Annotated in this window: 21 protein-coding genes; 6 read left to right on the top strand and 15 right to left on the bottom strand. The window is 68.7% G+C overall.

Features of this window, described 5'->3' with window-relative positions; all coding sequences use genetic code 11:
* Positions 1-21: 21 nt before the first annotated feature.
* Complete coding sequence (locus DFR39_RS03675; RefSeq protein ID WP_133602160.1) at positions 22-1704, bottom strand: ShlB/FhaC/HecB family hemolysin secretion/activation protein; 1683 nt, start codon at positions 1702-1704, stop codon at positions 22-24.
* 255 nt (positions 1705-1959) lie between these two features.
* Between DFR39_RS03675 and DFR39_RS03670 the strand changes: the two genes are divergently transcribed.
* Both DFR39_RS03670 and DFR39_RS03665 read left to right on the top strand, forming a co-directional pair.
* Positions 1960-2757, top strand: a complete 798-nt coding sequence (locus tag DFR39_RS03670; protein WP_133602159.1) for a response regulator transcription factor — start codon at positions 1960-1962, stop codon at positions 2755-2757.
* The gene (locus DFR39_RS03665; protein WP_133602158.1) at positions 2754-5183 is read left to right on the top strand and encodes a sensor histidine kinase; all 2430 of its coding nucleotides are present in this window, start codon (positions 2754-2756) and stop codon (positions 5181-5183) included. Before DFR39_RS03670 ends, DFR39_RS03665 begins: the two co-directional genes overlap by 4 nt.
* On the opposite strand, the gene DFR39_RS03660 is transcribed toward DFR39_RS03665, so the two are convergent.
* From DFR39_RS03660 to DFR39_RS19790, 5 genes are all read right to left on the bottom strand, one after another.
* On the bottom strand, positions 5149-5463 hold the full coding sequence (locus DFR39_RS03660; RefSeq protein ID WP_133602157.1) for a hypothetical protein: 315 nt from the start codon (positions 5461-5463) through the stop codon (positions 5149-5151). The two genes, DFR39_RS03665 and DFR39_RS03660, sit on opposite strands and share 35 nt — an antisense overlap.
* Positions 5464-5719: 256 nt before the next feature.
* Positions 5720-5905: a hypothetical protein gene (locus DFR39_RS03655; RefSeq protein WP_133602156.1), complete on the bottom strand. Its 186-nt coding sequence runs from the start codon at positions 5903-5905 to the stop codon at positions 5720-5722.
* A gap of 228 nt (positions 5906-6133) precedes the next feature.
* Entirely contained in the window at positions 6134-6376 is a 243-nt protein-coding gene (locus DFR39_RS03650) for a hypothetical protein (RefSeq protein WP_133602155.1), read from the bottom strand.
* Positions 6377-6522: 146 nt separating this feature from the next.
* On the bottom strand, positions 6523-8076 hold the full coding sequence (locus DFR39_RS03645; protein ID WP_162849410.1) for a hybrid sensor histidine kinase/response regulator: 1554 nt from the start codon (positions 8074-8076) through the stop codon (positions 6523-6525).
* A gap of 209 nt (positions 8077-8285) precedes the next feature.
* Complete coding sequence (locus DFR39_RS19790; RefSeq protein ID WP_162849409.1) at positions 8286-8450, bottom strand: hypothetical protein; 165 nt, start codon at positions 8448-8450, stop codon at positions 8286-8288.
* A 163-nt stretch (positions 8451-8613) separates the two neighbouring features.
* On the opposite strand from DFR39_RS19790, the gene uvrA reads away from it, so the two are divergent.
* Positions 8614-11532: an excinuclease ABC subunit UvrA gene (gene uvrA, locus DFR39_RS03640; RefSeq protein WP_133602153.1), complete on the top strand. Its 2919-nt coding sequence runs from the start codon at positions 8614-8616 to the stop codon at positions 11530-11532.
* Between the two features lie 58 nt (positions 11533-11590).
* Here the strand turns inward: uvrA and DFR39_RS03635 are convergent, their stop codons facing one another.
* The gene (locus DFR39_RS03635; RefSeq protein WP_211343781.1) at positions 11591-12379 is read right to left on the bottom strand and encodes an MHFG family PEP-CTERM protein; all 789 of its coding nucleotides are present in this window, start codon (positions 12377-12379) and stop codon (positions 11591-11593) included.
* Between the two features lie 317 nt (positions 12380-12696).
* On the opposite strand from DFR39_RS03635, the gene DFR39_RS03630 reads away from it, so the two are divergent.
* Entirely contained in the window at positions 12697-13113 is a 417-nt protein-coding gene (locus DFR39_RS03630) for a response regulator (RefSeq protein ID WP_133602152.1), read from the top strand.
* Positions 13114-13181: 68 nt separating this feature from the next.
* Here the strand turns inward: DFR39_RS03630 and DFR39_RS03625 are convergent, their stop codons facing one another.
* The 7 genes from DFR39_RS03625 to DFR39_RS19785 all read right to left on the bottom strand — a co-directional run bounded on the left by DFR39_RS03625 (position 13182) and on the right by DFR39_RS19785 (position 20142).
* A complete protein-coding gene (locus DFR39_RS03625) occupies positions 13182-13604 on the bottom strand; it encodes an SWIB/MDM2 domain-containing protein (protein ID WP_133602151.1) in 423 nt (140 codons plus the stop codon).
* A gap of 194 nt (positions 13605-13798) precedes the next feature.
* Positions 13799-14926 (bottom strand): alpha-hydroxy acid oxidase, encoded by a 1128-nt coding sequence (locus DFR39_RS03620; protein ID WP_133602150.1) that lies wholly within the window; start codon positions 14924-14926, stop codon positions 13799-13801.
* Positions 14923-15606 carry a Fe2+-dependent dioxygenase gene (locus DFR39_RS03615; RefSeq protein WP_133602149.1) on the bottom strand — a complete coding sequence of 228 codons (684 nt, stop codon included), beginning with the start codon at positions 15604-15606 and terminating at the stop codon, positions 14923-14925. The genes DFR39_RS03620 and DFR39_RS03615 overlap by 4 nt, the downstream gene beginning before the upstream one ends.
* A 109-nt stretch (positions 15607-15715) precedes the next feature.
* A complete protein-coding gene (locus DFR39_RS03610; protein ID WP_133602148.1) occupies positions 15716-17974 on the bottom strand; it encodes a TonB-dependent receptor in 2259 nt (752 codons plus the stop codon).
* A 149-nt stretch (positions 17975-18123) separates the two neighbouring features.
* Complete coding sequence (locus tag DFR39_RS03605; protein ID WP_133602147.1) at positions 18124-18543, bottom strand: ExbD/TolR family protein; 420 nt, start codon at positions 18541-18543, stop codon at positions 18124-18126.
* Positions 18544-18565: 22 nt separating this feature from the next.
* Positions 18566-19339 (bottom strand): MotA/TolQ/ExbB proton channel family protein, encoded by a 774-nt coding sequence (locus DFR39_RS03600; protein ID WP_246030661.1) that lies wholly within the window; start codon positions 19337-19339, stop codon positions 18566-18568.
* A gap of 32 nt (positions 19340-19371) precedes the next feature.
* Entirely contained in the window at positions 19372-20142 is a 771-nt protein-coding gene (locus DFR39_RS19785) for an energy transducer TonB (protein ID WP_162849408.1), read from the bottom strand.
* Between the two features lie 169 nt (positions 20143-20311).
* On the opposite strand from DFR39_RS19785, the gene DFR39_RS03585 reads away from it, so the two are divergent.
* Entirely contained in the window at positions 20312-20668 is a 357-nt protein-coding gene (locus DFR39_RS03585) for a phage holin family protein (RefSeq protein WP_133602411.1), read from the top strand.
* Between the two features lie 24 nt (positions 20669-20692).
* Here DFR39_RS03585 and DFR39_RS03580 read toward each other — a convergent pair whose 3' ends face one another.
* The gene (locus tag DFR39_RS03580) at positions 20693-22273 is read right to left on the bottom strand and encodes a M48 family metalloprotease (RefSeq protein WP_133602410.1); all 1581 of its coding nucleotides are present in this window, start codon (positions 22271-22273) and stop codon (positions 20693-20695) included.
* Positions 22274-22371: 98 nt separating this feature from the next.
* Between DFR39_RS03580 and moaC the strand changes: the two genes are divergently transcribed.
* Positions 22372-22854 carry a cyclic pyranopterin monophosphate synthase MoaC gene (gene moaC / locus DFR39_RS03575; protein ID WP_133602143.1) on the top strand — a complete coding sequence of 161 codons (483 nt, stop codon included), beginning with the start codon at positions 22372-22374 and terminating at the stop codon, positions 22852-22854.
* The last annotated feature ends 1 nt before the right edge of the window (position 22855 follow it).

Raw genomic sequence — 22855 nt, 5'->3', positions numbered from 1 at the left:
TCAGGCCTGCGGCGTCGGCGCTCAGAAGCGCAGGGCGGCCTGGACCCACAGATGGTTGCGGCCGCTGCGGCCGTCGGCGTTCAGACCCTTGGGGCTCAGGCCCGGGTTGTCGCCCAGAGCACGGGCATAGGCCGAGCGCAGGGTCCAGCGCTCGCCATAGAGATTCAGGCCCAGGCCGGCGCCGGACAGCGCATAGCCGTTGCTCTGCGTCGCACTCAGGGCGCCCGTCCAGGGACGGGTGTGGAGCTGGATGCGCCCGTGGTCCACAAAGCCCAGGGCTTGGGCCCGCAGGCCCTGGGCCAGGCTGAAGTCGCGGCGCAGTTCCAGATTCATCAGCCAGCCGCTGTCGCCGCTGGCCTCACCCATGGCCTGGCCGCGCACGCCGGCCGGGCCGCCCAGGATGAACTTCTCGGAGGAGTCCAGATTGCGCCCGCCCTGCTGGCCGCTGGCGCCCAGAAAGAGGCTCCAGTCCGGCGCAGCTTCGAAGGACTGGACGCGGGAGGCACGCCAGAACAGTTTGCTGAAGCCGCCGGCGGTGCGGGCGCTCAGGGCGTCGACCAGGCTGTCGGCCGCGTTGTTCAGCTTGAGCTGGCCGCCGGCCAGGCCCAGGCTCATTTCATGCTGGGCCAGCTGACCCAGCTGGGGCGCGACCAGATTGCCGCTCAGGGTGGCCGAAGCCTTGACGATGCGACGGGCACGTATCTCCTGGCCCAGCGCCTTGTCGTTCATGGACTTGCGCTCCAGCTCCACCGAGCCCCAGAGGTTGGCGCCACGCGCGCGCAGCAGCGGGTAGCTCAGGCCGGCGCTCAAGCTGCCGGCCGTGCCACTGAGCCCCAGGGGGGCCGAATCGCCGCCCAGCTCATAGCGCAGCAGGCTGGTGTTCAGCTGGGCGCGCAGGCCCTGCGGATTCAGGCCCAGGCCATAGCCCAGGGCCAGCTGATCATTGCCGCGGGCATGGCTGAGCGAGGCGCTCAGCACATCGTCGGCAGCGAGGGGTCGGTACAGCTGGGCCTGGGCGCTGCTGCGCCATTCGCCGGTGTAGCGGTTGCCAAAGCTGTCCAGGCCCAGCTGGGCATCCCAGCGGCGGCTGCTGTCGGCGCGCACCAGCATGCGGCTGCTGCCGGCTTCCTTGCCCTTTTCCAGGCTGGCGCGTGCCTGTACGCCCGGCACATCGTTGATCAGCAGCAGGGCGCGCTCCAGCTGCTCGCTGCGCACCGGCCCGGGGGGCAGGGCGGCATCGGCAATGGCCGCCAACCAGGCGGCCAGCGCGGGCTCGGCATTCAGCACCTTGATGCGCTCGGCGCCCGACTGCAGACGGCCCGGCAGCACCGCAATCTCCAACTCGCCCTCACTCAGATCCTGGCGCGGCAGATAGGCCCTGGCCAGCGGATAGCCCGCGGCCTGCAGGGCCTGGCTCACACGGCCAGCCAGCTGCAGCAGCTGGGCGTGGCTGAGGGTGCGGCCCCGCGCATCGGCCACCAGGGCCTGCAGGCTGGCTTCCTCGACCAGGCCATCCGCGCCCGTGAAGCGCACGCGCTCGATGCGGGCCCGCAGACCCGGCTGGGCCGCCACCGCGTCCAGCGAGGGCAGCTGCACGGCCGGAGCACTGGGCGCCGGCAGGCGCGGCGCACTCTGTTCCAGGCGCTGCTGCTCGTTGAGCAGCTGACCGGCGTCCGGCGCAGCTTGTGCGGATAGCGCCCACATCATGGCAGGCAGCACGGCCGGCGCCCAATTCCTTTTGCGTGCGCCAACCGCACGCGACAACGACTTCTTGTTCTTGCCCATGGCCTGGTCCTCGGGGGTAATTCCAATCAAGGCCACGTTTATCGGCCAGGCGCGTCCGGCGGGGCTTTGCCAATCCGCCCGGGACTTTTGCCAATCCGATAGGGGCGCATACAAGCGTCGGGACTTCGTGGATTCCTCACGCACGCCGCGACATGCCCGACAATCACGGCCGTGATGAATCGCGCAGTTCCAGAATCGACACCCCTGCCCCTGCTGCTGCTGGTGGATGACAAACCCGAGGAGCTGCGCTGGCTGATCCCGCTGCTGCAGCCCCATTTCCGCCTGGCCCTGGCGGCGGACGGACTCTCGGCCCTGCACAAGGCCGAAAGCCTGCAGCCCGAACTGGTACTGCTGGACATCAATCTGCCGGATCTGGACGGCCTGACCCTGGGCCGCCGCCTCAAAGCCAGCCCCAGCACCGCCGAGGTGCCCCTGATCTTCCTGAGCGCCCACAACGAGCCCGCCGCCCGCATCGAAGGGCTGGGCCTGGGCGCCGTGGACTTCATCGGCAAGGATGCCCACCCCGAGGAGGTGCTGGCCCGGCTGCGCCTGCATCTGGCGCTGTCACGTCGCCTGCGGGCCGCGGAGCGCCCGACGCGCGACGCGCCGACCAGCACGCCCGACCAGACCCTGCTGCGCAGCATCTGCAGCCATGTCCAGGCCCATCTGGACCAGGGTCTGAGCGTGGCCGCCATCGCTCGCCACTTCGGGCTGAGCGACAAACGCCTGCTGAGCCTGTTCCGCGAGCAGCTGGGACAGACGGTGTCGGGCTATATCAGCGAGGAGCGCATGCGCGCCGGCCAGCGCCTGCTGCAGCAGACCCGGCTGGAGGTGCAGCAGATCGCGCAGATGGTGGGCTATGCCAACCCGGCCAATTTCGCCACCGCCTTCCGCGAGCGCCATGGCCTGAGCCCGCAGGCCTACCGACAGTCCTTGCGCCAGGGCTCGGAGCCTGCCGAAGCCTGTCCATGAGCCGGACCGCAGGCCGGCTCGCACAGGCGCTGCTGGCTCAGCTGTTCCTGATGCTGTGCCTGCTCGGGTCGGCGGCGCTGCAGGCGCAGCCCCTGCTGACGCTGAGCACCACCACCGATCAGGCGCCCAGCCTGGATCTGCGATCCAGCATGAGTCTGCGGGTGGAGCCGGGCCCCAGCGGACCGGCACCCGATCAAGCGCCGCCAGAGCTGCGTGAGGGCCGCGGCTTCAAGCCGGCCAGCACCGCCGATCTGAACCCGGGCTACACCCGCGACACCTACTGGCTGCGCCTGCGGCTGCACAACCCGCAGCCGCGCCCCGAGCAGCGCGTGCTGCTGCTGGAGCCCGCGCGGCTGGAGTCTGTGACCCTGTATTGGCATGGCGCAGCGGCCGCTGGCTGGCAACGCAGCCGCGCCGGCACGGACCAGCCCTTTCATCTGCGCGAGCTGCCCCTGCGCGACCAGGCCTTTGTGCTGAACCTGGCGCCTGGCGAGGAGCGGGTGCTGTTGCTGCGGGTGAGCAGCCGCAGCGCCCTGGCCCTGCGCGCCAGCCTGTGGCAGCTCGGCCCCCTGCTGCAGCGCCAGCAGCAGCTGCTCTGGTTCGACGGCATGCTGCACAGCCTGAGCCTGGGTGTTGGACTGATCGCCCTGCTGCTGAGCCTCAGCCAGCGCTCACCCGGCTATGCGCTGACGGGGCTCTTCCTCGTCGCGGCCACACTCTATGAAGGCTCGCTGCGCGGCACCAGCTTCATGCTGCTCTGGCCACAGGCCACCGACTGGGCCCAGCGCGCCCTGGGCGTGAGCGGCGTGCTGGCCACCCTGCTGCAGGCCATGGCCCTGCACGTGCTGCTGGCACTTCCGCGCCTGCAGCCGCGCCTGGCTCGCATCCACCAGCTGCTGATGGCTCTGAGCCTGCTGCTGATCCTGTACGCCTGCGTGGGTGACTACCATCTGGCCACCCAGATCGCCAATCTGGGCAATACCGCCCTGGCCGCCTGCGGCCTGATCGCCGGCCTGCGCGCGGCGCGGGACGGTCACTTCATGGGCCGCATCTGGGCCGTGGTCATTGCCACCCAGCTCCTGGGTCTGCTGCCCCGCTATCTGGTGCTGAGCGGCACGATTCCCTACCTGCCCCTGCTGGACTATCTGGGCACCCTCGTGGCCCTGGCCGGCGGGCTGGCGGTGCTGATCGGCATGGCCCGCCATGTCGCGGACGAGCGTATGCGTTACGCCCAGGGACTTGAAGCCGCCGTGCAGGCGCGCACGGCCGAGCTGGCCAGCGCCCATGCCGAGCTGCGTGCCAGCGACGCCGCCAAGGGCAGGCTGCTGGGCTATCTGGGCCATGATCTGCGCGCGCCACTGGCCTCGGTGCTGCAGCTGGCTCGGCAGCTGCAGCCCGGTGCGGACTTCGAGAGCAATCGCCGCGCCATCGAGCAGGGCGGCCGCATGTTGCTGGACACCCTGGACGAGCTGCAAGGATTTGCGCGCCAACCGGAGGCCGTGCTGCCGCGCGAAGCCCTGCCTGCACCGCTCTACCTGCCGGGTCTGTTGCGGGAAGTCGGGGACCAGGCCCAGGCCCTGATGCGCAGCCGGGGCCAAGCGCTGCAGCTGCTGCCGGCCCCGGACTTGCCGGGCGTGGTGGAACTGGACGGGCGCCGACTGCGTCAGGTGCTCTTCAATCTGCTGTCCAACGCGGCCAAGTACGGCGACGGCGCACCCGTGCAGCTGCAGGCCTGGTCGGAAGGTGCCAGCCTCATCTTGGCCGTCCGGGATCATGGCCCGGGCATTCCCGAGCCCGAGCAGGCCCAGATCTTCAAGCCTTTCCATCGCCGTGCCAGCAGCCGCGGGCTGCCGGGCCTGGGCCTGGGCCTGAGCATTGCCCAGCAGACGGCCCAGGACATGGGCGGCACCCTGAGCCTGGAGAGCCGGCCCGCCTGGGGCAGCCGCTTCATCCTGCGTCTACCCCTGCAGCTGGCGCTGGAGTCTCAGGTGCTGTGGCCCACGCCGAGCTCCGAGCTGCCTGCGGATCTGGGCGAGGGGCTGGCGGCTCTGGTGCTGGACCCCTGCGAGAGCGCCGCCGAGGCGCTGTGCGAGCGCCTGCTGATGGCCGGCTTCGAGGTGGAATGCTGCAGCCATGTCGAGCAGCTGGAACCCGCCTTGCAAGGCCTGGCACGTCGTGCCACGCCCTGCCTGCTGGTGCATGAGCCCGCCATGCTGCAGGCCTTGCCCGGCGGCTGGCAGGCCCTTGTTGCCCGCTGGCCGTCGCTGCAGGCCCTGGCCTGCGCCGCAGCCCCAGCTGACGAGCAGTGCCTGGCCAAGCCCTTGAGCGATGGCGCTTGGCGGCTGAGTTTGATGGCGATGACCGCCAACGCACGCAGGGCCATGAGCAGGCTCAGCACTGAGCCACAGCCTCCTGCTGCGGCCTGAGCGACTTGCCGCAATCCAGCGCCAGCAGGCTCGCAGGCTGGGACCAGCCGCTGCTGCGCCCCTCGATCAACACCCGGGGAAGCCGGGCCGTCACCACGGGCGCGGCCTGCTCCGCACTGGGGCGCTGGCTCTTGCCCACGATCACCACGCGTTCCAGCACCATGACGGGATGCTGCGGGGTGGAGATGTAGTCCGCCATGGCCAGCACCGAGCCCCAGGCGAGCACGGCACCCAGGCCTGCCACGCAGGAATGTGCAAAGGCGTGCAAAGCGAGTTTCATGTGAGGCTCCTTGACTGCTGGCCGGGACATCCGGCGCCTGCGATGAAATCAGTGTCGGCGCCCGGGCTCGCGATCACCAGGCAGATGCGACGAAGCGCAGCGGCGCCACGCCCAACTGCCGGCAGCGCCGATGAAGCCGCTGCGGCAAACGCCCTCAACACGGGGCTGGGCCCAGTGTCAGAGCCAACAAAAAGCCCGGCCTGAGCCGGGCTTGATTGAAAGGGTGTGAGAACGAGGGCGCAGCCTGCCTCCGAGCTCAGAGCGCCGCCTGCTCGGGCTGCGGCAGGGGCGGCAGGTTCTGACCCGGTGCCTGGGCGGCCTCAAGCCGCACCACGCTGTGGTGCTCGCGGGCTTGCAGGCCCTCGGCCAGCAGCAAGGCCGTCAGGACGGCGCTGGCCACGGCTGCGATGGCGGTCAACAAGGTCTTGGTGCTGGCGCTCATGCGTGACTCCATGGGGTCTTGTCAGGCGAGATCCTGGCGGCAGTCTCGGGCCTCGGCGTCGGGCCTGCCACTGCGGCGCGACGAACTGCGGTCCCGTGGGACTGAACGGCTGTGGGGATGGCGCGAAAAGGGCGGGAAGCCGAGTCAGGGCCGCACCTGCGATGCGGTCTTGGCTCGGCTCCCCGGCGGCGGTGACGAGGGCAACTCATGCTGGTGCACGGCTGCACATCAGACGCGGCGCTGCGGCTTGGCGGCAGCCAGCTGGGTGTTGCCGGCGCTGCCCAGGCTGCGGCCCTCGATCACCACGCGCGGCAGCTGCACCACCTGCTGGGCCTGGCTGGCGGGCACCGACTTGCCGGTGATGACCACGCGGGGCAGCTGCTCGATCTTCTGGGCCGAGGCGGCACCGGCAAACATCAGGCCGGCGGCCAGGGTGAACAGGACTTGGACGAGGGCTTGCTTGCGGTTCATGTTCTGACTCCTTGCTGTGTTCGACACGGCACCGTGCTGTATCGATGGAGTCAGTATCTGCAGCCTGCGCGGCCGCCGCGAGCGGGCTGCGACGAACTGCAAGCATGGGCGACCGAATGGTCGCTGACGGCGACCAGCGTCGGCGCTCAGCGCGCGCGTTCGAGCTCGCGACGCACCACGCCGGCCAGGTCTTCCAGGGTCTTCTCCTTGCGCAGCAGGGCTCGCACGCCCAGGCGCTGGGCCTGCTCGCGCAGGGACTCGGTGATATGCCCCGAGCTGATGACCACGGGCAGCCATGGCCTCTTTCGCTGCAGCTCGGCCGCCAAGTGCAGGCCCGAGCCGCCGGGCATATTGAAATCGCTGACCAGCAGATCCACATCACCGGCGGCCACCCGATCCAGGGCCTCGGCGGCATCGCCGGCCAAGCTGACCCGGTAGCCCTGGCGCCGCAGCAGGCCTTGCACGGTCAGGCGCATCACCTCGTCATCATCCACATAGAGGACATGCTGCCCCTGCCCCTCGCCCGACAGGCTCAGCAGGGGTGCCGGTTCGGTCACCGGGCCTTCCCAGTCCAGCAGGGGCAGGTAGAGATGAAAGCAGCTGCCCTGGCCGGGCGTGCTGTCCACCTGGATCTCACCCCCATGCGCCAGCACGATGCCATGCGCCACGGCCAGACCCAGGCCCGTGCCCTCGCCCTTGGGCTTGGTGGTGAAGAAGGGCTCGAACAGATGGCTGCGGGTGATGGGGTCCATGCCCTTGCCGTCGTCACGCACCCACAGATGGGCACGCGGCGCCGCACCCTCGTGCTGTACATCAAGGCCCAGCTCCACCGTGCCAGCCTGGCCCTCGAGGGCATGCCAGGCATTGGTGCACAGATTCATCAGCACCTGTTGGATCTGGGTGGCATCGGCCTGCACATAAAGGGCTGGCTCGGGCAGGTCCAGTTCCAGCCGCACATCGCGCGGCACGGCGGCCCGCAACAGGGCCACGCTCTCTCGGATCAGATCCTGCAAACGCACCGCCTTGAGCTGCTGAGGTTGACGTCGCCCGAAGGCCAGGATCTGCTGCACCAGGCTGCGAGCGCGCTCGCCACCAATGCGGATCAGGCCCAGATGCACGGCCGCCGGGTGGGTGGGTGGCAGCTGCTCCAGCGCCAGGGCCACATTGCCCAGCACCGCCCCCAGGAGGTTGTTGAAGTCGTGGGCGATGCCGCTGGCCAGACGGCCTATGGCCTCCAGCTTCTGGGCCTCGCGCAGCTGGGCCTCCAGCTCCTGGCGCCGCGCCTCGGCCTGCACCCGCTCGCTCAGGTCGATGTCCACACAGTAGAGCTCGGCCTCACCACGGCAATTGCGTTGCATCGTGTGGCTGGAGAAGACGTGGACGGGGCGACCATCCTTGCGGCGCAGCACCAGCTCCTCGGCCGGTATCGACACCCGGCCCGAGGCCAGCCACTCGCGGGTGCCCACGATCACCTGCTCCCGCATCTCCTGCGGGATGATCAGATCCTCCAGCTTTTGCCCCAGGGCCTCCTGCTTGCTGTAGCCATAGAGCTGCTCGCTGGCGGCGTTCCAGAAGATGACTCGCCGCTCGGCGTCGTAACCCTGCACCGAGACCTTCTCCACCCCTTCGAGCAGAGCGCGAAAGCGCTGCTCGCTCTCCAGCAGTGCGCGCTCCAGACTTTGCGTGTGCAAGCCGCTCATGTCATCGCTCCCTGTTGGCATGACACCAACACAGCGGCGTCTCCTGCGGGAGACGCCGCTGCGTTCCGAGATGCAAGGGCATTGTTGCGCCCGCTTGCGCAATACGACAAGCCGTAAAAAAGGGTGGCCCCCCAGCACGGGACAGCCCTGCCCCTTACATCGGCTTCAAAGCAACAGTCTTTGAACCGGTGAAGGGCATGAACCGGCCCTCAGTGGGCCGTGCCCCCGATCAGGCGCAGCAGCAGGGGCATGCGGCCGGCGCTCAGGTCCTGGGCTGCGGACAGCTGGGCAGCATCACCCAGATCAAAAGCGCCCAGCAGCAGCGTCCCGACCAGGACCAGGCCAAGCAAGAGGAGCAGGAGGCGGGGCTTCATGGTTGCGCAGTATCCATCAGCCGCTGGCGCGGCGCTCTCCCCCTCAAGATGGAGAGCCGCAGCGTGCTGACAGCACATGTCAGCAAGGCTGGCACCGCTTGGCCCCAGCGGCCTATGATGGCGGGTTTTCCCGCGTCGCCACGGCCGGCTGGCCGCCTCTCCCATGCCCGACTCCAAGCCCTTCACCCCCGTGCCCGAGGCGCAGCAAATCCGCGTCCGGGGCGCGCGCACCCACAATCTGAAGAACATCGATGTGGACCTGCCGCGCAACCAGCTGGTGGTGATCACGGGCTTGTCGGGCTCGGGCAAGTCCAGCCTGGCCTTCGACACGCTCTACGCCGAGGGTCAACGCCGCTACGTGGAAAGCCTCTCGGCCTATGCCCGCCAGTTCCTGCAGCTGATGGACAAGCCCGAGGTGGACGTGATCGAGGGCCTCTCGCCCGCCATCTCCATCGAGCAGAAGGCCACCAGCCACAACCCCCGCTCCACCGTGGGCACGGTGACCGAGATCCACGACTATCTGCGCCTGCTCTACGCGCGCGCCGGCACGCCCTTCTGCCCCGACCACCACCTGCCCCTGGAGGCGCAGAGCGTGAGCCAGATGGTGGATGCGGTGCTGGCCATGAAGGACGAGTCGCGCCTGATGCTGCTGGCCCCGGTGGCGCGCGACCGCAAGGGCGAGTTCGTGGAGCTGTTCCAGGACCTGCAGGCCCAGGGCTATGTGCGCTTCCGGGTGGACGGCATCACGGTGGAGGCGCCCGACATCCCGGTGCTCAAGAAGGCCGAGAAGCACGATATCGACGTGGTGGTGGACCGCATCAAGCTCAGGCATGAGGGCGCCGACCAGCTGCGCCAGCGCCTGGCCGAGAGCTTCGAGGCCGCGCTGCGCCTGGCCGAGGGCCGCGCCCTGGTGCTGGACCTGGACAGTGGCGCCGAGACCCTGTTCTCCAGCAAGTTCGCCTGCCCCGTCTGCAGCTACTCCCTGCCCGAGCTGGAGCCGCGCCTGTTCTCCTTCAACTCGCCGGTGGGCGCCTGCCCCAGCTGCGAGGGCCTGGGCCAGGTCACGGTCTTCGACCCCGAGCGCGTGGTGGCCTTCCCCTCGCTGAGCCTGGCCAGCGGCGCAGTCAAGGGCTGGGACCGCCGCAACCCCTATACCTTCTCCCTGCTGGAGACCGTGGCCAAGCACTATGGCTTTGATATCGAGCTGCCCTTCGAGGAGCTGCCCGAGCAGGCCCGCACGGTGCTGCTCAACGGCTCGGGCGAGGAAGAGATCGCCTTCAGCTACCAGGGCGAAACCGCCAGCGGCAAGAAGCGCAGCATCAAGCGATCCCATCCCTTCGAGGGCATTCTGCGCAGCCTGGAACGCCGCTACAAGGAGACGGACTCCTCGGCCGTGCGCGAGGATCTGGCGCGCTACCAGGCGGCCAAGCCCTGCCCGCATTGCGAGGGCTCGCGCCTGCGCCGCGAGGCCCGGCATGTGGTGCTGCAACCCGCCGATGCGCCCGAGGGCCATATCGGCCGCCCCATCTACGAGGTGGAGCACGCCACCTTGCGCGAGGCCCTGGACTATTTCGAAGGGCTCAAGCTCAAGGGTGCCAAGGCCGAGATCGGCGCCAAGGTGGTGCGCGAGATCGCGGCGCGCCTGCGCTTCCTCAACGATGTGGGCCTCAACTACCTGAGCCTGGACCGCAGCGCCGACACGCTCTCGGGCGGCGAGGCCCAGCGCATCCGCCTGGCCTCCCAGATCGGCTCGGGTCTGACCGGCGTGATGTATGTGCTGGACGAGCCCAGCATCGGCCTGCACCAGCGCGACAACGACCGCCTGATCGCCACCCTGCGCCGCCTGCGCGATCTGGGCAACTCGGTGCTGGTGGTGGAGCACGACGAGGACGCCATCCGCGCCGCCGACTATGTGCTGGACCTGGGCCCCGGCGCCGGTGTGCACGGCGGCCGCATCATCGCCCAGGGCACGCCCGACGAGGTGGCCGCCCATCCGGAGTCGCTCACCGGCGCCTACCTCAGCGGCCGCGCACGCATCGAGGTGCCGCGCGAGCGCCACAGCCTGGCGCGCCAGGACAAGCCGCAGACGCTCCGGATCGTCAATGCCCGCGGCAACAACCTCAAGGGTGTGACGGTCGAAGTCCCCGTGGGCCTGCTGACCTGCGTGACCGGCGTCTCGGGTTCGGGCAAGAGCACCCTGGTCAATGACACGCTTTACGCGGCCGTGGCCAAGAAGCTCTACCAGGCCCACCAGGACCCGGCGCCGCATGACGAGATCGAGGGCCTGGAAGCCTTTGACAAGGTCATCAATGTGGACCAGAGCCCCATCGGCCGCACGCCGCGCTCCAACCCCGCCACCTACACCGGCCTGTTCACGCCCATCCGCGAGCTCTTTGCCGAGATGCCCACGGCGCGCGAGCGCGGCTACGGCCCCGGCCGCTTCAGCTTCAATGTGGCCGGCGGCCGCTGCGAGGCCTGCCAGGGCGACGGCGTGCTCAAGGTGGAGATGCACTTCCTGCCGGATGTGTACGTGCCCTGCGATGTCTGCCACGGCAAGCGCTACAACCGCGAGACCCTTGAGGTGCTCTACAAGGGTAAGAACATCACCCAGGTGCTGGACATGACTATCGAGGACGCGGCCGGTTTCTTCAGCGCCGTGCCCAGCATCTCACGCAAGCTGCAGACCTTGATGGACGTGGGCCTGGGTTATGTGAAGCTGGGCCAGAGCGCCACCACGCTCTCGGGCGGTGAGGCCCAGCGCGTGAAGCTGGCCCTGGAGCTGAGCAAGCGCGACACCGGCCGCACCCTCTACATCCTGGACGAGCCCACCACGGGCCTGCACTTCGGCGATATCGCCCTGCTGCTCAAGGTGCTGCACCAGCTGCGCGATGCGGGCAACACCATCGTGGTGATTGAGCACAACCTGGACGTGATCAAGACCGCCGACTGGCTGATCGATATGGGCCCCGAGGGCGGCTCCGGCGGCGGCCAGCTGCTGATGGCGGGCACCCCGGAGGCTCTGGCCGAATGCGCGGCCAGCCACACGGGCCGGTATCTGAAGCCCCTGCTGGCGCGGGGCTGACGGAAGGATCGGAACAGGGATCGAGACCGGGGCCGGCACAGGCCGGCCGGTCCGGGCATCAGGCTTGGGACTGGCGGCGACGCGCCCAGAAAGCCAGCCCGACCAAGCCCGCCAGCATCATGGCCCAGGTACCGGGCTCGGGCACGGGCGGCGGCGGGGTGACGGTGGTGATGGCCCCCGGCGGCAGGGGCGGAATGCCCCCGAAGCCCGCGGAAGGCGGCGGCTGCAGGATGCTGCCACCGCCCACGGGGATGCCGGCGCCCGTGGGGGGCAGGCTGGCACCCGTCACGGGTACACCGGAGATCTGGGCAAAGGTGGGCTCGCCACCACCGCCGGCCACACCGGCGCCGGTCGGCTCCATCTCAAGCAGGCCCTGGGGATCTTCACCGGCACGTGTGGAGGACGCCACATTGCTCGCCGTAGCGGGCGCGGCGGCACGGGCCGGCGCTTCGCGGGTGATGCGGCTCACATTGCGGCAGACCGTGGGCACCAGGATGCAGTGCCCGTCCTCGCAATAGACCAGGCCTCGCTCCTGCATCTTCTCGGTCCAGCCGGTACGGATCACGGTATTGCAGAAACTCGACTTGCCGAAGTGCATATCGCGAATCTGTGCACCGTAGCGAGCCTGGCCCTGGATGGCATCACGCGTGATGGTGACCATCTCGTCATACTGCCGCGCCTGCATGCGCTGCTTGAGCTTGGCGCGAGTCGCCGCCGGGATGTCCTGGTAGCGATCCACGGCCGCGACCACATCGCCCATGAAGGGATTGACCCCTGGGCGGTCCCAGGAGCACTGGGGCAAGGTGGCGCCGGAGGCGGCCAGAGCGATGGCGGCAAGCATGGACATGGACCTGAACCCTCGTGAACCGCCTGTGGAGGCAGCGGATCGGGACTTGGTTTTTAGAGGTCTGCAGTGTAAGAGTCCGACCGGGCATGGGGCCGGACAAGCCCCCCCAGGCGCGGGAGGGCGCGGCGGACTTTTGTCACGCTAGCGGCCTCCGATGCAGGCCAGACCCCTGTCACGACCCCGGCACCTGCGGCCAAGACCGGAATTCCCGCTTGCTGGACCCAGAGATTGCCGGCTTAGGCCCCCGAGGCTGATATCGTGCGGGCTGCGCCACCTTTGGCGCTTCGCTTGACCTCCGACTACCGTCCCTGCGCTCCATGTCCGTCCACGCGTCCCGGCGTCATGTCCTCTACGTCGAGGACGACCGCATCAATATCGTGCTGATGGAAGAGGTGTTTCGGCGTCTGCCGGATGCCTGGTCGCTGGACTGCGTGGAAGATGGCGCCCAGGCCCTCAGCGTACTCGGCGAGCTGCGGCCGGACCTGCTGCTGGTGGACATGAATCTGCCGGACATGAACGGGCTGGAGCTGCTGACGCGCCTGCGGGCGCAGTACCAGGGCCTGACAGCCCTGCCCTGCGTGGCCCTGTCCGCGGACGCCCTGCCCGAGCAGGTGCAGGCCGCACGCGCCGCCGGCTTCACGGACTATTGGATCAAGCCCATCGACGTGCTTCAGTTGGCCGAGGCGCTGCAGGCGCTGGACTTGTCCGGCTGCGGCGGCAGCCAGCGGCCATAAAAAAAACCCGGCCGGAGCCGGGTTCTGCGTGCATCGCGGCCGCCTCGGGAGGCGACCGGACAGCGAGCTCACTTGAGGTGGCTGTTGATCAGCTTGGTCATCTCGAACATATCGGCCTTGGCCTTGCCGAAGATCTCCTTCAGCTTGGCGTCGGCATTGATGATGCGCTTCTGCACCTCATCCTGCAGCTTGTTCTTCTTGATGTACTCCCAGACCTTCTTGGTCACGTCGGTGCGCGGCAGAGGGGCGGCACCCACGATGGCGGCCAGAGCCGCGCTGGGAGTCAGGGCCTTCATGAAGGCGGCGTTGGGCGTGCGCTTCTTGGCAGGCGCGGCGGCCTTCTTGGCCGGGGCCGCCTTCTTCGCCGGTGCTGCTGCCTTCTTGGCCGGAGCGGCCTTCTTCGCCGGTGCCGCCGCCTTCTTCGCCGGAGCGGCCTTCTTGGCCGGCGCCGCCTTCTTGGCGGGCGCAGCAGCCTTCTTCGCAGTTGCCATGTCGATTCTCTCCATCAAAGTTTGGTTGATGTGCCGGGTCCGGGCGAAGGTCGCGTACCTGCGTACAAGCCTTCAATCTCTCTGGCACCTAGCGCAGGCAATGGTACTGCGCGCCTACCGCATTGAGAAGGCTCTGCAAGGGGAGGAATGCCCCAAAAGACCGCCTGGAATGCGCTCTTTGTCGCGGCCCCGCATCAGATGCGCGATGGCCAGAGCAAATGTGCCCCCGCCTCGCCCACATCACGGCATCCGACAAGTGCCATGGCGATCTCGAATTCATCGCGCAGAAGACGCAGCGCCTGGGCCACGCCCAGTGCACCCGCCGTGGCCAGGGCATGCACATAGGGGCGTCCCAGCAGCACCGCGTCGGCACCCAGACACAGGGCCTTGAGCACATCGCTGCCACGCCGGATGCCGCCATCCACCAGCAGCGGCAGGTCCGGTCCCACGACCTCGCGCAGCAGGGGCAGCAACTCGGCGGTGCTGGGCAGCGCGTCCAGGGTGCGCCCGCCATGGTTGCTCACCACCAGACCGGACACACCGCGTCGCATGGCCTCGCGCGCATCCTCGGGATGGCACAGGCCCTTGAGCAGCAGGGGCAGCGGGCTGCGCTCACGCAGCCAGTCAATCTCGGACCAGGTGGCGGCGCGCGGCATCAGGCCATCAAACAGGGCACTCTGCCCCGGCGCCAGGTCGAGCGGCTTCTTGCGCCCGCCCAGATTGACGGCACGTACATCGTCAGGCAGCTGAAAGCCGGCGCGGCGCTCGCGGTCGCGCGCCCCCTGCACCGGCGCGTCGACGGTCAGCACCAGGGCTTCAAAGCCAGCGGACTGAACCCGCTGCAGCAGCTCGGCCATGAAGCCCCGGTCATCGCGCCAGTAGAGCTGGAACCACAGGGGGCCGCTCGTCGGCTCCTGGCGCATGGCGCGCGCCACGGCCTCCATGGGCACGCTGGCCTGGGCGCTGAGAATCATGCCGGCGCCCTGGGCGGCCGCGGCATAGGCGCTGGCCAGCTCGCCGTCGGGATGGGCCAGGCGCTGATAGGCAATCGGGGCCAGCAGCAGGGGCGTCGGCCAGGTCTTGCCGAACATGCTCGTGCGCGTGTGGCCGCCGCAGAGATCGCGCAGCACGCGCGGCCACAGCTTGAGGGCGTCCCAGGCCGCGCGGTTGGCCCGCATGACCTGCTCATCGGCGGCACCGCCATTGAGGTAGGCCCAGGCCGAGGGCGTCATGCACGCCTGCGCATGAGCCTCGAAGTCGGCCAGGTTCACGATGCCTTCGGGCAGGCTTTGCAGCGCGGGACGCTCGCCGGACTCGCTCATGTGTCGGCCCACATGCGCAAGAGGTTGTGATAGGTGCCGGTGAGCTGCACCGTGGCCTCGGACTCGCCGTGTTCGGCCCGCAGCCGCATCAGACTCATGTCCATCTCGTAGAGCAGGCGGCGCTGCTCGTCGCTGCGCACCATGCTCTCGATCCAGAAGAAGCTGGCCAGGCGCGCGCCGCGCGTGACGGGGCTCACATGGTGCACGCTGGTGCCGGGGTAGAGCACCATATCGCCGGCGGCCAGCTTGACGCGCTGCTCACCGAAGGTGTCCTGCACCACCAGCTCGCCGCCGTCGTAGTCCTGCGGATCGGCCAGGAAGAGGGTGCAGGAGATATCGGTGCGCACGCGCTGCTGCCCACCGGGCAGGTAGCGCACAGCCTGATCGACATGGGGGCCATAGAAATTGCTGGCGCCGCCATAGCGGTTGAACAGGGGCGGCAGCACCCGCTTGGGCAGGGCGGCCGAGAAAAAGATGGGGTGCCGCTCCAGGGCCTGGAGCACCAGCTGCTGCAGGGCCTGGGCCTCCCGGCTGGCACCCGGGAGCTGCTCATTGTTCTTGACCAGGGCGGCCTGGCTGCCGGCGGTGTTGCGACCATCTTCCCAGGCCGCGCTGCGCAGCAGGGCCTGGGCCTGGCTCAGGGCTTCGGGGGACAGGACTTGCTCGATCTTCAGGAGCATGGGCTGTGGGTCCTTCGCAAAAAAAAGGGCCCGAGGACGGGCCCCGGGCCAACAAAGGCCTTGATGGAGAGGAGTTTAGCGAACCGGCGCCGGCCGGCTCTGTCCTGGATCAGAACTTGTGCGCCAGGGTCAGCTGGTAGTTGCGCGGCTTGCCGGGCACATAGTGACCGCGGTAGAGCACGTCGGCATACAGCTTGTCCGTGATGTTGGTGGCGTTGAACTTGAGGGACAGATTGCCCTGCACGTACTCGGCCATCAGATCGGCGGTGATGAACTTGGGCGCGATGATGGTGGTGGACAGCTGGGGCGTATCCGAGCTGCGGGCATTGAGGCCGCCGCCGACACGCCAGTGTTCGTTCAGCTTGTAGGTGGTCCAGATGGTGCCGCTGTGGCGCGGGGTCAGGCCCGGGCGCGAACCCACGGCCTCGCCCTGCAGGCTCACACCGTTGACGGCCGAGCCCTTGGTGACCTTGGCATCCGGGATGTAGGCGTAGGAACCGAAGACCTCCCACTGCGGCGTGATGCGACCGGCCAGGTCCAGCTCGAAGCCGGCGGCACGACGAGCACCGGACAGCACATAGTTGGTGGCATTGACCGTGAGTTCGTCGCGGTTGCGCTCGTTGTACTTCTCCGAGTGGAACAGGGCCAGGCGGGTGCTCAGGCGGCCCTCAAACAGGTCCAGCTTGGCGCCCAGCTCGATATTGCGGCTGCCCTCGGGCGGGGTGTTGCTGCCCAGCGCGTCGAAGCGGTAGGTATCGCCCGAGGTGTTGAAGGAGGTGCCGTAGGAGAAGTGGTAGGACTGGGTGGCCGAGGGCTGATAGATCACGCCGGCGCGCTTGCTCCACAGCGAGTCCACGCGGGAGCGAACAGCCGCCACCTGTGTGACCGCACCCGCGGCGCTGCGCAGCTCGGGCTGGCTGTAGCGGCCATCAAAGCGGTCCCAGCGCAGGCCGGCCAGCAACTTCCACTGCGAGCTCAGCTGGATCAGGTCCTGGGCATAGAGGCCCAGGGCCTTGGCGTCGAAGTCGCTCACCAGACGGGTGATGCGGCGCGACTCGTCGACGCTGGCACCGTCATTGGGCGTGCCAATGGTCGTCGAGGGCTTGAGCATCGTGGGGCTGTTGGGCGCGATGCCGTAGTTGTTGAACTTCTCCTGCGCCAGGTCCAGGCCCGCCTGGATGCTGTGGTTCAGATCGAAGAAGCGGTGCTTGCCGCTGTAGTCGCTCTGCAGATAGGCCGTCTCCATGTCCATGATCTTGGCGTGCACGCCGCCGCCGGAGCGGTTGAGTCGCGTGTCGGGTGTCAAGGTCGAGGCAAAGACCGGCGTGGCAAAGCGGATGGCGCTGGCGCGCTGGTCACGCTCGTAGTTGCCCACGCGCAGGGTGGTGCGCAGCTCGCGATCGCTGCTGAAGCGGTGCACATGGCCCAGGGTGGCCAGAGTGACGGTGCTGGCGTTGTAGTCGCTGGCCGCGCCGTAGTAGTTGCGCGCGTCGATGGGCAGCATCACCGGGGTGGAGTCCGTGGGGGACTTGCGCACCCAGGGCAGGCCGTAGTTGATGCCGTTGTCGTTGTCCAGGAAGTAGAAGCTGGCCAGGAACTCATCGGCCGTGCCCACGCCCATGCGATAGGCCGCGGCCACGCCCTGCTTGTTGATCTTGTTGCCGTAGTTGTTGGCATCGGTGACCATGGCGTTCACCCGCAGGGCGGCGTCCTCGCCGGTCTTGAGGTTCAGGTCGGCCGTGAGGCGGAAGTAGTCGCCCGAACCGATGGTGCTGGCCACCTCGCCCTTGTTGATCAGCACCGGCTCCTTGCTGACCTGGTTGACCGCGCCGCCGGTGGAGCCACGGCCGAAGAGCATGGAGGCCGAACCACGCAGCACTTCCATGCGCTCGTAGTTGAAGGTGTCGCGCTCGTAGAAGGCGGGGTCGCGCATGCCGTCCAGGAAGATGTCGCCGGTGGCCTGCAGGGAGAAGCCGCGCAGACGGATGTCTTCCTCGCCGCCCTCGGCCGCCAGGAAGGAGATGCCGGCCGTGTTCTTGAGCGCGTCCTTGAGCGTGTCCAGATTGCGGTCATCGATCAGACGCTCGGTCACCACGGTCACCGATTGCGGAATGTCGCGCAGCTCCTGCTTGCCCTTGCCGATGCGGGTTTCGGTGGCCTGGTAGTCCTCCTTGCCGGCGCGCTCGGTGCTGGCCTTGGCGCGCACCACGGGCAGGGCGTTCTCGGTCTTGGCCGGCTCGGCGGGGGCGGTCTGGGCCAGGGCGGCCGAGGCCAGGCCGAAACCGGCGGCCAGGGCGCCCAGGGGCAGCAGGGCCGCGGCCGGGCGCGACAGGCTGCCTGAGGTCTTGAGATGCTTGCGACGGGACATGGAAAAGGTACTCCGTTGGGTTTTGAGGGCGTGACGCCGCCTCGGCGGGCCTGGCTTCCGGCTTGGCCTGCCGAGACGCGGTCGTCCGCGTTGTGTGAAAGCAGTGACGCTGTGGAGCGCGGCCCGCAGGCCGCGCGGCGATTCGGGGTTTACTGAACCTCGGGCTCGCTGACGAAGCCCACCTTGCTGAGACCGGCCTTGGAGGCATCCCCCAGGGTCTCGGCCACCAGGCGGTAGGGCACGTTCTGGTCGGCGCGCAGATGCACCTCGGGCTGGTTCGGCTTCTGGCCCTCGGCCGCAAAGCGGGACTGGGCCTCGGTGCGGCTGACGGCCTCGCCGTTCCAGAAGCGCTGGCCGGCGGCATCGATGGCGAACTCCACCTTCTCGGGCTTGAGCTCGTTGGCGGCGGCACTGACCTTGGGCAGGTCCAGCTTGACGGCATGGGTCAGCAGCGGCGCGGTGACGATGAAGATCACCAGCAGCACCAGCATCACATCGATGAGCGGGACCATATTGATCTCGGCCACCGGCGCGTTGCTGCGCTTGCTGTCAAAGGAGGCGAAGGCCATGACTTGCTACTCCCCCTGCGGCTCAGGCGGTGGCCGGCTTGAGCGGGCGCACATTGGCGCCTTGCTGGGCGGCGGCGCCGGGCGCCTCGCCCAGGGTCAGGAAGCTGTGCAGCTCGTAGGCAAAGGCGTCCAGGCGGGCGCTGAACACGCGGTTGCCGCGGTTGAAGGCGTTGTAGGCAATCACGGCGGGAATGGCCACGGCCAGACCGATGCCGGTCATGATCAGGGCCTCGCCCACCGGGCCAGCCACCTTGTCCAGGGTGCCGGCGCCGCTCATGCCGATGGCCAGCAGGGCGTGGTACACGCCCCAGACCGTGCCGAACAGGCCCACGAAGGGCGCGGTGGCGCCGATGGTGGCCAAGGTGGTCAGGCCAGACTCCAGGCGGGTGGTCTCCTCATCCAGCACCTTCTTGATGGTGCGGGTGATGAAGTCATTGGCGCTGCCGGCCTCGGCCAGGCGCGCCGCGCCGTGGCGGGCATGGTGAGCCTGGGCGTGCAGGGCATGGGCGCTCAGGTGCGAGAAGGGATCACGCGCGCCGTGGGTGCTGATCTCGGCCTGCACCGCGTCCAGGGAGCGGGCATTCCAGAAGAAGTCCAGAAAGCTCGCGCTGCGCTTGTTGCGCAGGTACTGGGTCAGACCCTTGGCGGCGATCAGGGCCCAGGAGGCCACGGACATGACAACGAGCACGCCCAGCAGAAACTTGCCGACGGCGTCGGACTGGGCGATGAAGTGGCCGAAGCCGGGATTGACGGGCGCCACGGTGGCGGCGGTGGTGAGTGCGGTGCTTGCGTCCATGGGAACTTCTTGCTTGGGATTCGGGGGTGGTCTCAGCGGTCCAGCTCGTAGGACAGCAGGGCCGTGGTCTCCCATTCAATGGGCTGACCGTTCTCGGTATAGGGGGCGAAGCGGGCGCTGCGGATGTCCTGCAGGGCCTGCTGGTCCAGGCGGGCAAAGCCGGAAGACTTCTTGATGGAAGCCTCCTTGAGCAGGCCCCGGGCATCCACCACCACGCGCAGATGCACCAGGCCCTGCTCGCCCAGACGGCGCGAGAGCAGGGGCACGGTCATCTTGGGCTCGACCAGATAGCGCACGGCGCTGGGCGGAACCAGCTTGGGCGCAGCCGGGGCCGCGGGTGCCGGCGGGGCGGGTGGCGCCGGGGGCGCGGGCACGGCGGCCACGGGCGCCGGGACCGGTGCCGGCTCGGGAGCCACGAAGGCCGGCGGCGCCGGCGCCGGCGAAGGGGCGGCGGCAATCACGGGCGTGGGCGCCGGGCGTGGCTTGACAGGCTGGGCCGCGGGCGGCGGCGGCGGGGCGGGCTTGGGCGGCTCGGGCGCCTGGATCAGGCTGACCATGATGGGCGCGGCCTCCACCACGGCCTGGCGCACCGCATCCACCTGCAGCAAGGCCCAAACACCCAGCACATGGGCCGACAGCACGCCGCCGGTGAGCAGGCGCCGCGCGATGGCCCCCAGCTCATCCCGAGGCACGGCATGCACGGGCGGCGCCGAGCGAAAGCCTGCGCCCGATGGTGGCGTCGGGAAGCGGGGCTCGGTCGGTTCGTCAGTGGCCTGGAAGAGGGCCGAGGAGGCTTGGGTCACGGGCTTGGAGCGCCTGAGGCGCCTGCGGGTTCACAGCAAGCCAGATCGTAACATTAATGCGAACTATTCTTATTAGTAATCAATAAGTGGCCCTCGGCGGCGCAGATTCTTGTCCACTGCGCGCAACAGCGGCATGGTGTGCGCATAGCGCTTGTATGCTTCCCGCATGATCAAGACCCTCTCGCGTTGGCTGCTGCTGGCGGGCGCCCTGCTGCTGGTGGCCAGTCTCTATCCCGGTGTACAGGTCAAGAGCTTCGGGGCCGCGCTGATCGCGGCCTTGGTGCTGGGCCTGCTCAACACCTTGCTTCGCCCCATCCTGGTGCTGCTGACCCTGCCGGTCACGGTGCTGAGCCTGGGCCTCTTCCTCTTCGTGATCAATGCCCTGATGTTCTGGGCCGCCGCCTCGGTGCTGGACGGGCTGGCGGTCACCAGCTTTGGCGCCGCCCTGATCGGATCCCTGATCTACAGCCTGTGCGGCATGGGCATCGATGTGATCATCGAGCGCCTGTTCCCCGAGGTGGACTGAGTTGCGGCGGCAGCGCCGCCCTGCTCAGGGCGCGGCGCTGCTGCGCAGGGGCAGCTCGGCGCCGGGCGGCGCTCCGCGCGGGTAGAGCTCGGCCAGCAGCTGGCGGCGCTCGTAGATCAGGCTGCGCAGCCGGGCATCGATGACGGCCGCCTCGATCTGGTCGACCTGGGGTCCGCGCGACTGGTTGAGGCCGGAGCGCAGACGGTCGATGGCGCCGTTGAGATCGCCCATAGCCGCCCTCGCCTCGCCCAGGGCGCGCACCGAGCGCAGGGGGCGGTCCAGCTTCTGCCACAGCTGGGCCAGCAGATTCCAGGCCAAGGCGTCGCGGGGATTGAGGCTCACATGGGTCTGCAAGGCCTCGGCGGCATCGCGCGCCGCTTGCGGATCGGCGTCGTAGATGGCGAGCTGGGCGCGCTGCATCATCAGCGGACGTGAGCGGTCCTTGGCCAGCGGGGCCAGGGCGGCATAGCCACGATCGGACTGCTCCTGGGCCTGGGCCAGTTCGGCACGCAGCAGGCGCAAGGCGCGGCGGGCCCGGGCCTCGTCGCCGATGAGCTCCAGCAGCTGCTCCGCGCTGTGCAGGGCCGTCTCGGCACGCGGCCAGTTGCGCAGCTTGATGGAGGCCAGGGCGCTGGCATAGCGTGCGCCCAGCTGCTCATAGGCATTGCCGCGGGTGCCCGCGTCCAGGCCCTGCTGCTGGGCCAGGATTTCGGCGCGGCCGTCCATCAGCACGCGGGCACGTGCCGCCATCAGGGCATGTTCGGCCAGCCCCTGGGGGCGAACCGGGGCCACCGCGCCCAGACGCGAGCGCGCCTCACCGATGCGTTCGCTGGTCAGGGGGTGCGAGCGCAGATAGGGGTAGGCCCCCGAATCCATCAGGTGATAGGCCTGCTCCATGCGCTCGAACATGCTCATCATGCCGGCCGGGGCATAGCCTGCATGGCCCATCAGATTGAAGCCCACACGGTCGGCCTCGCGCTCCATATCGCGCGAGAAGCTCAGCGATGCCGCCGCCGCCGCGGCCTGGCTGCCCACGATGGCCGCCTGCACCGCATTGGCATTGCCTGAACGTGAGGCCGCGAGGATGGCGGCGATCATGCCGGCCGTGGCCAGCAGGCTGTTGCGAGAGTCCCCCACCATGCGGCGGGCGATATGGCGCTGGGTGACGTGCGAGAGTTCGTGCGCCAGCACCGAGGCCAGCTCGTCCGGCGCGCCGGTCATGGCGATCAGGCCCAGATGCACGCCCACAAAGCCGCCCGGCAGCGCAAAGGCATTGACGCTGCGGTCGCGCACCAGAAAAACTTCCCAGGCGAAGCGGGTGCTGGTGTCCTCGCCGATATGACCCAGCTGACGCCCCGAGGCCACCAGCGGCGCCCACAGACGCTGCACGTATTCGAGCAGCATGGGGTCATCCAGATAGTCCGGGTCGACACGGATCTGCCGCATGATCTGATCGCCGAAGCGGCGCTCGTCATTCACATCCAGGTCTTGCGAGACCGAATCCCCCAGAGCCGGCAGACTGACTTGGGCCTGCGTCAGGGGCGTGGCCGACAGGCTCAGGGCAGCCACCAGGGCCACCGCGAGACGGCGCGGCCGATTCATCATGCGGGTCAAGGGCGTCACTCCCGAGGCACGGAGCCGGAAAACAAGGTCACTATGATGACAGACCTTTGATTGCTCGATTGTTTCCAGCCGCCATCATCATGAGCTCACCGCTGACGCATTTTGACTCCCAGGGCCAGGCCCATATGGTGGACGTGGCCGGCAAGTCCGAGACCCATCGCGTGGCCCGCGCGGCTGGCCGCATCCGCATGCAGCCGGCCACCCTGGCCCTGATCGCGCAGGGCTCGGCCAAGAAAGGCGATGTGCTGGGTGTGGCCCGCATTGCCGCCATCCAGGGTGCCAAGCGCACATCGGATCTGATCCCGCTGTGCCACCCCCTGCCCATCACCCGGGTGGCGGTGGAGTTTGAGCTGGATGAGGCCGCCAGCGCCGTGATCTGCAGCGCGCAGGTCGAGACCCTGGGCCGCACCGGCGTGGAGATGGAGGCCCTGACCGCCGTGCAGATCGGCCTGCTCACCGTCTATGACATGTGCAAGGCCGCCGACCGCGGCATGGTGATGGAACAGATCCGCGTGCTGGAGAAGCAGGGCGGCAAGAGCGGGGCCTGGCACGCCGAGGTCTAGG

Origin of the sequence: Roseateles asaccharophilus (assembly GCF_004362405.1) — a bacterium.
GTDB lineage: Bacteria > Pseudomonadota > Gammaproteobacteria > Burkholderiales > Burkholderiaceae_C > Kinneretia > Kinneretia asaccharophila.
The sequence above is the reverse complement of the archived record's forward strand: the minus strand, read 5'-3'. Positions and strand labels throughout refer to the sequence as shown.